Origin of the sequence: Mariniphaga sediminis (assembly GCF_003573545.1) — a bacterium.
Taxonomy (GTDB): domain Bacteria; phylum Bacteroidota; class Bacteroidia; order Bacteroidales; family Prolixibacteraceae; genus Mariniphaga; species Mariniphaga sediminis.
This window is the reverse complement of sequence record NZ_QWET01000018.1, coordinates 1-13,877: the sequence shown is the minus strand read 5'-3', so window position 1 is coordinate 13,877 and position 13,877 is coordinate 1. Positions and strand designations below refer to the sequence as shown.

Here is a 13,877-nt window from a genome sequence, read left to right as displayed (position 1 = left end):
AACTATATTCAAGGGCTATACCTTCGCTTAAAGCTGAAGATATAGTCCCTTGCATTAATTAGTATTACCCGGTACGGAAATGTCTGCTAATGCACTAATAATTTGGATTCTGTCCAATATTAGGATTAACTTCCACTTCTTCCTGCGGAATGGGCCACAGATAATCCCTATCAGCCCTAAAATTCCGGGTAAGATTTCTATTTACAATAACCCACTCTCCACTCTCATTCTTGTACCTGATTCCCAGTGCCGGCTGAGTTTTTGCTTCTCCTGTCTGCCAGCGGTTCATATCAAACAAATGTAAACCTTCATACGCCAATTCAACGGTGCGTTCCCTTCTAACAATCTCTCTTAACTCCGCTTGTGACTTTCCACCTGTAATAGCTGGCATTTCAACTGTTGGACGTGTTCTCACCTCATTAATGGCATCATATACAGTGTCGTCCAATTCGTTTAATTCAATTTTTGCCTCAGCGTACATAAGCAACACATCAGCATAACGAATCAGTATAAAGTTCAATGTTGATTGTTCCGGATTACCGCCATCCCTTTCCCAGTCAATTGCCTTTTTTACATTAAACCCATAGTTTGTGGCAAATTCACTTGATGATATTCTGTCTGGTGTTTCGCTGGTTGGCGTTGAGTCATAAATTTCTCCGTTTGGCATAACTGCGCCCGGAAATAAAACATTATAACCAAACCGGGGATCAAGTCCGGCATATTCATTCTCAGGGTCTACTGCTCCTTTATATTCATGTATTAACAAATACGCCCTTAATGGATCAATACCGGATCCGCCTCCAAGCGAAGATGCAGATCTGCCAACATAGTTCGTATAATCATACCCCACCGCATATTGATGATCGAATATGACTTCTTCTGACCCTTGTCCTTCATACCAGAATAATTTTTCATAATCCGGATATAATCCATACACATCCAAATCAATTACGGCTTTGGCTGCATCTCTTGCAGCGGTATATCTCCCGTTGTATAATGCAACTCTTGCTTTTAAAGCCAATGCTGCGCCACGGGTGGCTCTTCCGATGTCATTGCCGGTATAACTAATTGGGAGAGTCCCGGTAATGGCGTCTAATTCAGTAATAATAAAATCGACAACATCCTCTTTACTGCTTCGGTTAACCTGCTCCTGAATCCCCAATGGCTCTGTAACCAACGGAACATCACCCCAAAATGTAGTAAGCATGGTGTAATAATAAGCACGCAGGAATCTGGCTTCCGCTTTTAACCTGGCCAACAATTCCTGATCCCCGTTTTCGATTTTATCAATATTATTTATTGGATCATTTGCTTTTCTTACGCCAATCCAATAACGTCTCCAATAATCGCGAACAGAATAGTTTGTAGGGTCGATTGTCCCAACAGCTATGTCATATAATGTTTGTGGTCCTGATGGAGCATGCATAGCAAGATCGGTGGTGGTTACAAGTTGCACCAACCCGTTTCCGTCAAGTTCCCGGTAGGCTGCATTTACTGCCAGAAGTGCATCATTTTCGCTTTCCCAGAAAATTAATTCTGACACAGTACCCGTAGGAATCGTATTGAGTTCTTCATTAAAGTCACAGCCCGGCAGCGTCCCTATGGCTAGTAATATGAATAGAATTATTATATTTTTCATAACACATCTTTTTAATAATCTGTAATCTTAAAATGTTATATTCACCCCTGCACTGAAAATTTTGGAGTGCGGAAAGAATTGACTCCTTCCCCGGGGAGTTTCCGGGTCAAACAGTTCTGTTGGAGTGAAAGTCAATAGATTCTCACCCGACACATAAACTCTCAGATTCGAGATATATTTAGATGGTTTGATCGTATATCCCAGCTGGACATTTTTAAGTCTCAGGTATTTTGCATCCTGAAGCCAGAAATCGGCTTCAACAAGGTTCCAACTGTTTCCATACGTTACAATTGGCCAGGTACCATTAGGGTTTCTGGTTGGATGCCAGGTTTCTTCTGCCATTATTGCGGGAATGAAGTTTCCCCAGTTCGGTCCTTCCATTAATGCTCCGTCGAGGGTGTGATATTTTTGCATTACCCCTTGCCAGAACATTGAAAAATCAAATGATTTATAGCTTGCTTCGGCGCTTATTCCATACTCATAGCGAGGATCCTCGTCTCCCATTACATATTGATCTCCGGCAGGATACAATGCCTGACTTATAACGCCATCCCCATTCAGGTCTTCATAAATTATGTCGCCCATTGCCACCTGGGGTACCAATTTCGTTGGATACTGGGTAAAATCAGCATCGGACAGATATAAACCGGGTGATTTTAACCCACGCAAAGAAGTCATAGAATAACCTTCTTCCCATACGGTGAATTTGTCAGGGAAATATGGCCCGGTGCCTTTTAAATCTTCAATTTTATTTTTGACATCAGAAAAATTAATTCCCAGCGAATATTGGAAACCGCCGTCGCTCCTTTGCGGACTGTAATACTTAACCGAGATTTCATATCCTTTATTGGAAACAACTGCGGCATTTTGAGTGGGAGCCTCCACACCAATGGTAGGCGGAATGGGTAATTCAAGTAATATATCCTCGGTCCTGTTCCAGAAATACTCCGCAATTACTTCCATCCGGTTATCCAGAAAACCAAGGTCAAAACCGACATTGGTCATTGTTGTGGTTTCCCATGTAATGTCGGGGTTTCCGGCAGTTGTAACAGCAGCCCCGGATACGACTCCATCATTGAATGCATAGGATTGATCCAGGTTGTATGTATTCAGGTACCTCCATAAGCCAATGTCCTGATTACCTAATTGTCCCCAGGATGCTCTTAACCTCAAATTACTGATTATGTTGTTATCCACCAGGAATCCCTCCTGAGAGACGCGCCATCCGGCAGAAAATGAGGGAAACAATCCCCATCTATTTCCTTCTGCAAACCTTGAAGAACCGTCATAACGAACGTTTGCCTGTAACAGGTATTTGGAATCAAACGAGTAATTAACCCTTCCAAAAAATGACTGGAGTCCCCATTCTTCCCTGTAACCAGTAGCTGTTTGTGCTGCAGAGGCACCAGAATTTAAATCGCGCAGTTCGTTGTTGAAAAAATTCTGCCGATAGCCTTCAATCTGTTTAAATTTATTACTGATTCCTTCGTAACCAGCCACCGCTTCTACAGAATGTTTATCAAATGACTTGTTAAAATTGAGGTATGCCCGCTGGCTCCATTCTTTGGTATTTTCCTGACCTTCGGTGAGGTTATTTGTTGCAAACCACCCCCCTACGGTAACCAACTCTCCGGTTTCATAACTTCTCATCCCTTTAAGCGTGTTCATAAAGGTACTTTCATCTTGTCCGTAAGCTTTCAGCGTCACATCGCCTTTTAATGAAAGCGAAGGTAAAATCTGATATTCAATGCCCGCCTGGCCTACAACTTCATCTCTTTCAAGAACCCTTTCCCCGTTTTCCATCATAGCAATTGCGTTCCATTGCCCGCTAATCAACTCCCAGGTCCCGTCGGGATATTTTCCAACGATAGTCCGGTTCATGTGAAGCATTGCCTGAACCAATCGCTGGGCTGTATGGCCTGGCCCGGTTGCTTTTCGGTTCATGTAATTCAGATTAAAATTGGCCGTTAATTTATCACTGATATATAAATCTGAATTTATCCTGGCAGATATCCTTTTGTTATTAAACCTGTTAATAATACCATCCTGATCCAGGTAGTTTAATGAGGCGAAAATCCGACCATTTTCTCCGCCGGATGTAAGAGAAATGCTATGGCGCTGTTGCGGTGCGTTTTTATGAAACAGATAGTCTTCATAAACTGTGAAGGGATATTTTATTGGATCATTCCCGGCAGCAACATTGTCAATATGCTCCTGGGTATGAATAGGATCAAGACCGGCATTAACCTGGGCTTCATTTTCAAGATTTAACCAGTCCACTTTATTGGCCGCTTCAGGATAGCCAAGTACATTCTGGAAACCTACATTATATCCGTAACTAACAGTTGTTCCGGCCACAGCGCCACGTTTTGTTGTAATAAGAATTACACCGTTTGCAGCGCGCGAACCATATATTGCGGCAGAGGCGGCATCCTTCAGTATTGTTAATGATTCAATATCATTTGGTTCAATTGTGGCAAGGGAGCGTTCAACTCCGTCAACCAAAACCAAAGGATCCGAATTATTCAACGTTCCGTTTCCCCTGATTCTGACTCTAATATCTTCACGGCCCGGTTCACCTGCAAAGTTTTGAATGGTTAACCCCGGTGACAAGCCCTGCAATGCTGTGGCAGTATTCGTTACGTCAATTCTTTTGAGCAACTCCTCTCCCTGAACTGCACTTACGGCTCCTGTCAAATCCGCCTTTTTCTGTGTACCAAACCCCACCACTACCACTTCATCAAGACCAATGGCATCTTCCTCCATTGTAATGCTAACTGAAGTCTGGTTTTCAACGGGCACTTCCTGGGTTCGCATCCCCATAAAAGAAAACACCAGTGTGGCATTATCCGGGACATTAACGAGGGTGTAATTCCCATCCAAATCGGTAATGGTACCCACTGTGGTACCTTTCACTATCACGGCTACCCCCGGGAGAGGTTGATTGTTACTATCAGTTACCCTGCCGGAGACAGTTGATTGCTGCCCAGCCTGCTCTTTGTTATTATCATATAACTCAATTACAATCAGCCGGTCTTTCATTTGTTTAAAGGTGTACGGCAAATCTTTAAGGGCAATATTCAGAATTTCCCCAACTGGTTTATCATTTACCACAACAGTGACTTTCTCTGAGGTATTTACTTCATCATTGTTGTAAAAGAAACGGTACTGGCTGTTGTTTTCAATGGTCAAAAACAACTCCTGTAAAGTTACATTCCGCAGATTTAACGACATATTCGATGTTTGGGACCAAACTGATGAAGCCGTTGTTTGAACGGTAAGAACCGTAATTAGCAACCACGTTAGTTTCATAATAGTCAGTAACTTTTTTTGCCTCCTTTTTCTAAAAAAGGGAGGGCAGTTTTGTTCAAAAATCATAAATTTGAAAATTTTACAGTTAAACTTCGGTTTAATTCATGGGAAGTGGTGACGCACTTCCCTTTTTCATTTCGTTAGAACGTTTACATCATAGGCAAATAATTTTTTTAGTTCGCTGAATAAAAAGTTATTAGGTTTCCGTCAATTTTGTAATCCACATACTTTGAAATCCCGAAATAAGAAATGGTTTCGAGAATACTTTCTCTTTCAAGAATACCCGTAAAGCGCCTCGTTTTTACTTCTTCATCGGCAAATTCAATGTCTACATCGAACCATCGTTCCATTTCCAGTTCCAAATCGGCCAATGATTCGTTTCTAAAAACAAAGCGTCCCTCTTTCCATTCTGTTTCCGGTGAAGTGTCGCTAAGCCTGTATTGAACCATTTTCCGGGAAGAACGATTATAAACCAGCTTCTCATTAGGCATAATCATTTTACTTTCCGATTCGCTTGTAACCTTTAGCCTGCCTTCAACCAACGTGGCCAATATCTCGGATTCTTCCGGGTAGGCCTTTAAATTAAAGTCGGTACCCAGCACTTCTACCTCAATTTCAGAAGCTTCTACGACAAAAGGTACCTTTGGGTTTTTCCTCACGCTAAAAAAAGCTTCCCCTTCCAAACGTATCTGCCTTTGCCCGTTTCCAAAATCATTAGGGAATACAATGGTACTTCCTGAATTTAAACAGACTTCCGAACCGTCTGGCAAAACAACCGAAGATTTATCGCCCGGAGCGCAGGTAATAGTTGTAAGCATATCATGCGAAACGGTTGTTTTGTTTCTGCCCAAATAATAAAAGACGGGAATTGCCAGTATTAAAACAACAATGGCAGCATATCGCAAAAATACAGTCACCAATCTTTTTTCCCGGGGTATTTCCTGGTGACTTCTTTGCCAGAACTCTTCAAAAAGTTGTTTTTTACGTTTGGTGGATAACCTGACATTATTCAATTGGGCAAGATCCCAAACTTTCCTGGCATCCAGAAATTCTTTTTCCAACGGTTTGTTTTCCTGAAGCGATGCGTAAAATGCCTCTTTTTCTTTGTCGGAAGCCTTGTTCGTAAGATATTTTAAAAATTCACCGGAATTCATTCATGCAATGTTTTATACTAACTAAACACATAACCCGCTTACTACCCTATGAGAAAATGTATTTTTTTGAATCCAGGCTAATCGCCAAATGATAAACTACACATTCTCAATGCATTTTTATATTTCTGTAGTTTTTTTTGAAGAAATGAGTAAGCCAAAAGTGTTATACTGTCCCGAAGGGAGTTTGGTATCATCGACTTACCAAGCTGCCGTTCCCCTTTAGCGGAGAGGAAAAACAATGTACCCCACGCCTCCCAAAGATGGAGCTAGAGTGATACATATATCAAAATGACATAAAAATAACAGACAGGTACCCCTTCAGTTCTTTCCGGAGGATTTTCAAAGCCCTGGAGATGCGGGCTTCTACTGTTTTAATGCTCACCTGGAGTTTTTCGGCTATTTCGGCATATTTCATATCACTATACCGGTTCATTGTAAAGGCTTCTTTTAATTCGGCTGGAAGTTCCTCAATGGCCTTGTCAATCATTCGCATCAACTCTTCAAATTCAATCACATCATCGCCAAGATATTCCAGTGATTGAGCGGCATAATAGCTTTCTCGTTCTTTAATCCGGGTTAAATGTTTGAATGCAATTTGACGACTGCGCAAGTAGTTCAGACTATTATTCTTGGCAATAGTAAAAAGAAAATTTTTTATGTTAGTGTTGTCCTGAAGCTCTTCTTTTATCTCCCACAACTTCATAAAAGCATCCTGCACCAACTCTTCAGCAACACTCTTACTTTGAGCATATTGAAAACATAAAGCATACAACACATCGAAAAAATCGAGGTATATCTTCTCAAACTCAGACTTGTTCCCGTCTTTAAGTTTTTCAATATTACAATTTCCAGAAGGATGCATCAATAGGAAAATGGTCTTATCTGTTTCAGAATTTACAAAGAGCCAATTTATAAAAATTTATCTGTTGCCGATAATATTTTGGACGTTTTCTTTTACCAAACAAAAAGAGGCTATTTCAAAAAAAAATGAATAAGCCCCATTTTATTAGTTTCCTTTATAAGAATAATTTCAACCATTCAGTTTTTCATAATCAAATTCTCATTTGATACATTCTTCCCCGTTTTTTTAAGTAAAACTCTTTTCGTTATGCACCAATTTCACAGTTTTATACACTTATATTACACTGTGGTATACTACCGGTAAATATCCTCCGCAGACTGGTACCCTTCAGAGATAACCGTCAACTTAAGGTTCTCGCGGTTTACTACCATTCCATTATGCAGTACGGCCGGGACCAGGCGGGCGCCGTTACTTACAGTCTGGAATGTTTTTTCATACGGCTCTTCCCTTCCGAGTGTTATCGCCAGTTCGGCAGCGGTAGCCGCCATTTTTTCAATCGGTTTGTAAATGGTACAGGTTTGATGCCCCGCAACAATCTCCTGAAGGTTTTTCAGGTCGGCATCCATTCCAACCACCAAAACCTCGTCTTCTTTTCCGGCTTCACGTAAAGCCCGGATAACTCCATAAGCAATGGCATCGTTTCCGGCAATAATAGCATCCACCTGGTCGGTTTCGGCTAAAAGCTTCCTGGCATGGTTATAGCCTTCCTCTTCTTCCCAGCTTTCCGTAAACACATTGTAAATGATTTGCACATCTCCGCGTTCAACCAGAGGCTGTAAAACATTCATTTGCCCCAGGTATAAAAACTGGCTGTTGTTATCGGTCATAGCACCTCCGATCAGAGCATAACGCCCGGTAGGCCTGATTGTGGTAAGATATTCCGCCTGAAGTTTTCCTATTTCCACATTATCAGTCGAAACATAAAAATCGAGCGAACAATTTTTTATCAGCCGGTCATACGAAATGACCTTTACATTTTTGGCGTGAGCGTCTTCTACAATTTGGGCAGCAGCAAACTGGTCGACTGGCACAACAACCAAAATATCAACATTGTTGGTGAGCAATTCGTCAGCCTGTTTCAATTGCTTTTCAGCATTATTGTCGGCAATCCGAACTTCCACGGTTCCACCAAGTTCCTGTACTTTTTCAACGAAAAAGTCACGGTCATTTTCCCATCTCTCCTTATCAAGCGCATGCATCAGTAACCCAACGTTTACCTGCTCTTTTCTGCTACACCCACAAAATATGAGAAACATAAAAAAGACCAACGAAAATAATTTAATAAAATATTTCATGGTAACGGATCAAATAGTGATTACTTGATCCAATTTACGAGGGAAAAACAAAAAGGGTTTGGAAAATGAAACTAAAACCGGAGAATTTCTTCATAGAGTTGCTGAACCGGCAGTCCCATCACATTATAAAAAGAGCCTTCGATATGGGTAATCCCAATAAACCCAATCCATTCCTGAATTCCGTAAGCGCCCGCTTTATCCAAAGGTTTGAAAGACGAAATGTAGTATTGAATTTCTTCTTCACTTAGTTTCTTAAACTGAACGTTCGTTAAGGAATAAAACGCTATCTGTTTGTCTACCGAAGAAAGACAGACCCCTGAAATCACCTGATGTTCTTTTCCACTGAGTTTGCCAAGCATTTCGGCAGCAGATTCCCGGGTCCCTGGTTTACCGATTATCTCACCATCCAGGGAAACAATAGTATCTGCAGTAATCAGCAAATCATTTTCGGCCAGTTCGGGCAAAAAAACATCTGCTTTTAACCGCGCAAGATAAACCGGAATTTCCGTTTTGGACAACCCTTCGGGAAATACTTCATCCACCTCTTTCACTTTTATGCTGAACGGAATCCCGAGCGACTGGAGTAAGTGTTGCCGGCGCGGCGATTTTGAGGCCAGAATATAATTGTAATTTGGAAACCAATTCATTTAATAAGCATTATTTACTGACATATCTTTCGGAATCCACTTTTCCTGTGCTCTGAGGGTTTGTTCAATAACATCGCGCACACAGCCCTCTCCGCCTTTTCGGGGAGAGACATATTTCGAAATAGCTTTGATATCAGAAACAGCATCCTGCGGGCAAACAGGAACTCCGACTTCAAGCATGACCTTGTAATCGACCAAATCGTCGCCCATAAAAAGAACATTTTCTGGCTTTATTCCGGTTTTCTCCAGAAAGTCATTTAAACACTTTGATTTATCCCTGACTTTGTCGTAGTAATATTTTACCCCCAACCGCTCATGCCGCAGGCGCACCCTCTCAACAAACCCTCCGGTAATTACAGCAACAGGGTATCCCATTGCCAGGGCATTTCGAATGGCAAAACCATCTTTCACATTGGCAGTCCGAACCGGATCGCCTTCTTCATTCAGCGGCGAAGTGTCTTTCGACAATACTCCATCCACATCGAAAACAAAGGCTTTTATATTTTTCAACTCTTCTTTAAAAAACGACATCAGCTATCTGTTTTTATGATATTTAAAAATACTTTCTGAAATGTCCATATACATTTTCCTGAATTCGGGAAAGGCCTGAAGCGCATCCATATGGCTCGAAATAACATTTTTATCGAAACGTACGGCAGGTCCTGTTTGCGCTTCTTCCGGGGCCATAACCTGCACTTTCTCCGCCGTTTCCAATATTAATGGCTGAAGCACATCGAACGGAATGCCATCTGATTTTAATATTTCCGATGCAACTGAGTAAAAGTGATTGACAAAATTGCACGCAAAAACAGCCGCAATATGAAGACTTAAACGTTTCTCCGAGTCAAGCACTTTCACTTTATGAGAAATTTTGTGGGCTATCTGATTCAGTTTGTCTTCATCCGCTTTTGAATTCGCCTCAATAAACACCGGTATTTCGCTAAAATCCACCAGCCGGTTTTTAGAGAATGTTTGCAAAGGATACAAAACGCCCCTTCTTTCTGAATACTTTTCAAGTGCAGAAAGAGGCATACTCCCCGAACAATGAACCAGCAGTTTATTTTCAAGTGTCACATAAGGCAGCACTTCCTGATAAGCTGAATCTTTCAATGCCACAAAATAAATGTCGGCATCCGGTATAATTTTTTGCGGAGAGGTAGTGTAGTGCGTTTGCAGTTTCAGGGCAAGCTGGCTGGCCGAAGATTTGGTACGACTGTAAACCTGCGCGATGACATACCCGTTCTTCTTTAATTCAAGAGACAATCTCGTGGCAAGGTTTCCGGCTCCCAAAAAAACAATACGATGGCTCATTCCTTCAAATTTAAAACCTCAAAAATAATGAGCCACCGCAAATGTTCCAACTATTTTCTATGCATTCACCTGATCCAACCTGGATTTTACCACATCCCAGTTTACGATATTCCAGAAATTATTGACGTAGTCACCTCTTTTGTTTTGATAATTCAGGTAATAGGCATGTTCCCACACGTCAAGGCCCAACAGTGGAACCCCTTGTGTATCGGCAACATCCATCAGCGGATTGTCCTGGTTGGGAGTAGAGGTAACAAACAGTTTCCCGTTGCCATCTACAGCAAGCCAGGCCCATCCGCTGCCAAACTGCGTTTTGGCGGCAGTTCCAAATTTTTCCTTGAATGTTTCCAATGAGCCAAAATCCTTATCAATGGCCGCCTTCAGTTCAGCGGGAATTTCTCCCTGGGAAGGAGTCATATTTTCCCAGAAGAGCGCGTGATTGTAAAATCCACCCCCATTGTTGCGTACTCCGTCAGACTGCTGACTGATGGTAGCAAAAATTTGTTCCATGGGTGTATTCAAAAGTTCTGTCCCTTCCGCTGCATTCATAAATTTATTAAAATACCCCTGATGATGTTTTGTATAATGCAACTCCATCGTTTGCGCGTCTATGTAAGGCTCCAGGGCATTAAAATCGTAACCCAACTCAGGAAATTTATGCCCTTCAAACTTTTTGGTTTCAGAGGCACACGAACTAATAGTTCCAATTAAAGGTGTTGCCAGGGCAACCGTACCCATAGCGGTAATAAAATTTCTTCTTTTCATATCTTTTTTTCCTTTTTTCTTTCCTAAGCGAAACAACAGAATCGCTAAAAAGTTCGATATCAAAACGAATTGCTTCTGGTCAGGAATTCAAACACTTATGAAACAGGAAATAGATTCTCACAAAGTTTATCTCCTAAACAAATGTTAACATAAAAGATTCTGCTTACTTTTACTCACCCTATTTTCCTATTATGAAGGTTTCACTAATTATAGTAACATATAACCGGCCTGCTGCACTGGCAATCATCTTAAAAAGCGTTGTCAATCAATCTGTTTATCCTGATGAAATCATCATTGCCGATGACGGATCGACAAAAGAAACGCAACAACTCATTGAATCTTTCCAACAAAAATTCCCGGTACCGCTTCTGCAAGTTTGGCATGAAGATAAAGGATTCAGGGCAGCCGCTATTCGCAATAAAGCCGTAAAAAAAAGTAGCGGAGAATATCTTATTTTTTCTGATGGCGATTTATTTTTTCATCCCCGTTTTATTGAAGACTTCCGGAGAAATATCCGGAAAGGAGAAGCACTCATTGGTTCAAGGGTATTTCTTTCTGAATCAGCAACAAAAAGACGAACCAGGACTAAAAAGAAACGCTTTGCGGTTCCTTTTTTTTCTCCTGAAATTGAAAACAACCGGTTAAATGCTGTCAGGCTTCCCTTTCTAAACACATTGCTAAAACCACTACATTTTTCGTCGAACCTGCGCGGCGGATTACTTGGAACCTGGAAAAAAGATGTGATGGCTGTAAATGGATGGAACGAAGATTTCTCCGGCTGGGGACTGGAAGACACTGAACTGGTGGCAAGGTTGTTCAACGGTGGGGTTACTTTCAGAAAAATAAAGTTTCAGGCCATCACTTACCATCTCTGGCATAGAGTACAAAGCAGGGAGCAGGTGCTGATCAACCAACAACTTCTGGAAAAAACAATAACAGGAAAATTTATAAAATGTAAAAACGGCCTTACTTCTTCAGAATAGATTTTTTCATTTCATCTGTTGAGTTCCAGAGAAAGAGGTAATAAAAAAAAGAAAAAAAGGAAAGTCCCATGTGGGTTTCCATGTTAGCATCTCCCAGGTTAGCAAAGGCCATAAAAATCAGGAACAATATAAAAATGAAATTTCTTTTATGTCCTAACCGAAAAACCGGGAAGAGGAGGACAAAAAGGATCCAGGCAAATCCGAGAATACCAAACTTCATTATGTAATTTAAATATTGGTTGTGCGATGGTCCCCGTTTCTCTTTGATCAGTTTGGTTTCCATTTTGTCATACACCTCGTCGTATTTCAGAATCCAGTTCCCCGTGCCAATTCCAACCCAGGGGCTCTCTTTAATCAGGATGAGAGTCGCTTTTACAAATTCGATACGCTGCGCCAGCGATTTATTGTTGGGATCCCCTGTACGCAAATAATAATCAAGCTCCCACACCGTTTCATAAATCCTGGGATAGATGGAAAAGAACCGGTTATGAAACTTCCAGTTTGTTACCCCTTCTTCAATAAGCCCGATATCTTCGGCTGTCAGTTTACTCACTCCAACACTGTCTTTTCGGTATCCCAGGCTGGTAAGATAGCGGGTAAGCACACTACTCAAAGGATAACCGTTGAGAATATCATCGTATTTGATTTCACTCCGTTTGTTCCATTCCTGCCGGAGTTCCACATCACACATGTACACATTCAGCAGGTAGCCATTTTCCCGGAATTTATCATCGAGGTCATGCGTGTAATCATTCCCTGATATTGTCTGTTTATCCAATGTATCCGGGTTAACTTCTTTAAAGTCATAAAAATCATTTAACACATTCCCAACAAAAAAGGAAGGCACAAAAACCATTAGCAAAAATGCAACAGCCAACATAGTTTTCCACCTGGCATTTTTTATTGTAATAGCGTAAAATACCAAAGAAAATCCAAGGGTTCCGAAGAATGAGACAATACCCAGCAAAGATTTTAGCAGGAGAAGAAAATAAAAAAGCCACAAAATCAAAACAATAATTACAGAAACACTTATTTTGAATTCTGCATATTTTCTGCTTATGAGAATCCACACCAGCAGAATAAGTGAAAGCGCCACCTGAAAAGAAAAGCGGATGTGTGAAACAAAACTGATATTACGGAAGCCATTTAATTGAAAGTAATCGTGAAGAATGAGTTTGCCCGTAAAAAATAAACCTGATACAGTTACAGAAAGAATAAAAACAAAAAAAACAGTGTACAGTTTTCTTTCCGAAAGTTTGGGAGAAAGAAAAACAGCCAGGGGAACAACTATCCAAAAAATTACTTTTTTCAATTCATATAAAGCGAAAGAGAAATCTTTTGTAAACAAAGTTCCCAGTAAGTAAATTGCAAAAACAGAAAACGGCAAAAGAATAATCTTCCGGGAACGTTTTTTCGCTGTAGGGTGGAACCACGACCGAAGGGCCAGTGCCTGAAATAATAACAATCCGACAGAAATACTTACCAGCGCTTCAGAAAAAGGAAAAACGCCAACCGCAAGAATGAGTAAGGAAAAAAATGTATTCTCCCTCCATGAGTTAAGCAATTCTTCTTTTTTATCCATTTTGTCAGGAATAGTTCAGTGATTGAACGAAAAAAAATGAAAATAATTATTCTATATTTCAGCTATATCCATAAAAAAGCCCGTGCTCAAAAGAACACGGGCTTTGGATAAATCCGGCAGCGGCCTACTCTCCCACTTTTACGCAGTACCATCGGCGCTGGCGGGCTTAACTTCTCTGTTCGGAATGGGAAGAGGTGGTGCCCCGCCGCTATAGCTACCTTAATCTTTTACGACCGCTTTGATTTCTTCTCCCTGGAAGAAATGCGGCCTGCAATACCTTTAGGCACGATGGGAAGAAAGGATTATTTGATTACAATATCAGGGTCC

General features: G+C 41.1%; 11 protein-coding genes and 1 rRNA gene. 1 reads left to right on the top strand and 11 read right to left on the bottom strand.

From position 1 onward, the window contains the following. Positions 1–94: 94 nt before the first annotated feature. From D1164_RS18585 to D1164_RS18545, 9 genes are all read right to left on the bottom strand, one after another. Positions 95–1,639: a RagB/SusD family nutrient uptake outer membrane protein gene (locus D1164_RS18585; RefSeq protein ID WP_119351407.1), complete on the bottom strand. Its 1,545-nt coding sequence runs from the start codon at positions 1,637–1,639 to the stop codon at positions 95–97. A gap of 27 nt (positions 1,640–1,666) precedes the next feature. Further along, positions 1,667–4,951, bottom strand: a complete 3,285-nt coding sequence (locus D1164_RS18580; RefSeq protein ID WP_206611063.1) for a TonB-dependent receptor — start codon at positions 4,949–4,951, stop codon at positions 1,667–1,669. A gap of 173 nt (positions 4,952–5,124) precedes the next feature. Further along, on the bottom strand, positions 5,125–6,105 hold the full coding sequence (locus tag D1164_RS18575) for a FecR family protein (RefSeq protein ID WP_119351406.1): 981 nt from the start codon (positions 6,103–6,105) through the stop codon (positions 5,125–5,127). Positions 6,106–6,388: 283 nt separating this feature from the next. Beyond that, positions 6,389–6,967 (bottom strand): RNA polymerase sigma-70 factor, encoded by a 579-nt coding sequence (locus tag D1164_RS18570; RefSeq protein WP_119351405.1) that lies wholly within the window; start codon positions 6,965–6,967, stop codon positions 6,389–6,391. Between the two features lie 293 nt (positions 6,968–7,260). Further along, positions 7,261–8,262, bottom strand: a complete 1,002-nt coding sequence (locus tag D1164_RS18565; RefSeq protein ID WP_119351404.1) for a sugar ABC transporter substrate-binding protein — start codon at positions 8,260–8,262, stop codon at positions 7,261–7,263. Between the two features lie 71 nt (positions 8,263–8,333). After that, positions 8,334–8,909: a Maf-like protein gene (locus D1164_RS18560; RefSeq protein WP_119351403.1), complete on the bottom strand. Its 576-nt coding sequence runs from the start codon at positions 8,907–8,909 to the stop codon at positions 8,334–8,336. After that, positions 8,910–9,440 carry a KdsC family phosphatase gene (locus tag D1164_RS18555; RefSeq protein ID WP_119351402.1) on the bottom strand — a complete coding sequence of 177 codons (531 nt, stop codon included), beginning with the start codon at positions 9,438–9,440 and terminating at the stop codon, positions 8,910–8,912. A 3-nt stretch (positions 9,441–9,443) separates the two neighbouring features. Beyond that, positions 9,444–10,220, bottom strand: coding sequence for a Rossmann-like and DUF2520 domain-containing protein (locus D1164_RS18550; RefSeq protein ID WP_119351401.1), 777 nt, complete (start codon positions 10,218–10,220; stop codon positions 9,444–9,446). Positions 10,221–10,277: 57 nt separating this feature from the next. Further along, positions 10,278–10,985 carry a superoxide dismutase gene (locus D1164_RS18545; protein WP_119351473.1) on the bottom strand — a complete coding sequence of 236 codons (708 nt, stop codon included), beginning with the start codon at positions 10,983–10,985 and terminating at the stop codon, positions 10,278–10,280. 191 nt (positions 10,986–11,176) lie between these two features. Here D1164_RS18545 and D1164_RS18540 point away from each other — a divergent pair, with 191 nt between their 5' ends. After that, the gene (locus D1164_RS18540; RefSeq protein ID WP_119351400.1) at positions 11,177–11,968 is read left to right on the top strand and encodes a glycosyltransferase family 2 protein; all 792 of its coding nucleotides are present in this window, start codon (positions 11,177–11,179) and stop codon (positions 11,966–11,968) included. On the opposite strand, the gene D1164_RS18535 is transcribed toward D1164_RS18540, so the two are convergent. Together D1164_RS18535 and rrf are read right to left on the bottom strand one after the other, a co-directional pair. Beyond that, positions 11,952–13,550, bottom strand: coding sequence for an O-antigen ligase family protein (locus D1164_RS18535; protein ID WP_119351399.1), 1,599 nt, complete (start codon positions 13,548–13,550; stop codon positions 11,952–11,954). The genes D1164_RS18540 and D1164_RS18535 overlap by 17 nt on opposite strands. Positions 13,551–13,661: 111 nt before the next feature. After that, a 5S ribosomal RNA gene (rrf, locus tag D1164_RS18530) occupies positions 13,662–13,772 on the bottom strand. Between the last annotated feature and the right edge of the window lie 105 nt (positions 13,773–13,877).

What these genes read in the sequence shown, in the direction of transcription:
- D1164_RS18585 (WP_119351407.1), bottom strand. Translation starts at nt 1,639, where the DNA reads ATGAAAAATATAATAATTCTATTCATATTACTAGCCATAGGGACGCTG.
- D1164_RS18580 (WP_206611063.1), bottom strand. Translation starts at nt 4,951, where the DNA reads ATGAAACTAACGTGGTTGCTAATTACGGTTCTTACCGTTCAAACAACG.
- D1164_RS18575 (WP_119351406.1), bottom strand. Translation starts at nt 6,105, where the DNA reads ATGAATTCCGGTGAATTTTTAAAATATCTTACGAACAAGGCTTCCGAC.
- D1164_RS18570 (WP_119351405.1), bottom strand. Translation starts at nt 6,967, where the DNA reads ATGCATCCTTCTGGAAATTGTAATATTGAAAAACTTAAAGACGGGAAC.
- D1164_RS18565 (WP_119351404.1), bottom strand. Translation starts at nt 8,262, where the DNA reads ATGAAATATTTTATTAAATTATTTTCGTTGGTCTTTTTTATGTTTCTC.
- D1164_RS18560 (WP_119351403.1), bottom strand. Translation starts at nt 8,909, where the DNA reads ATGAATTGGTTTCCAAATTACAATTATATTCTGGCCTCAAAATCGCCG.
- D1164_RS18555 (WP_119351402.1), bottom strand. Translation starts at nt 9,440, where the DNA reads ATGTCGTTTTTTAAAGAAGAGTTGAAAAATATAAAAGCCTTTGTTTTC.
- D1164_RS18550 (WP_119351401.1), bottom strand. Translation starts at nt 10,220, where the DNA reads ATGAGCCATCGTATTGTTTTTTTGGGAGCCGGAAACCTTGCCACGAGA.
- D1164_RS18545 (WP_119351473.1), bottom strand. Translation starts at nt 10,985, where the DNA reads ATGAAAAGAAGAAATTTTATTACCGCTATGGGTACGGTTGCCCTGGCA.
- D1164_RS18540 (WP_119351400.1), top strand. Translation starts at nt 11,177, where the DNA reads ATGAAGGTTTCACTAATTATAGTAACATATAACCGGCCTGCTGCACTG.
- D1164_RS18535 (WP_119351399.1), bottom strand. Translation starts at nt 13,550, where the DNA reads ATGGATAAAAAAGAAGAATTGCTTAACTCATGGAGGGAGAATACATTT.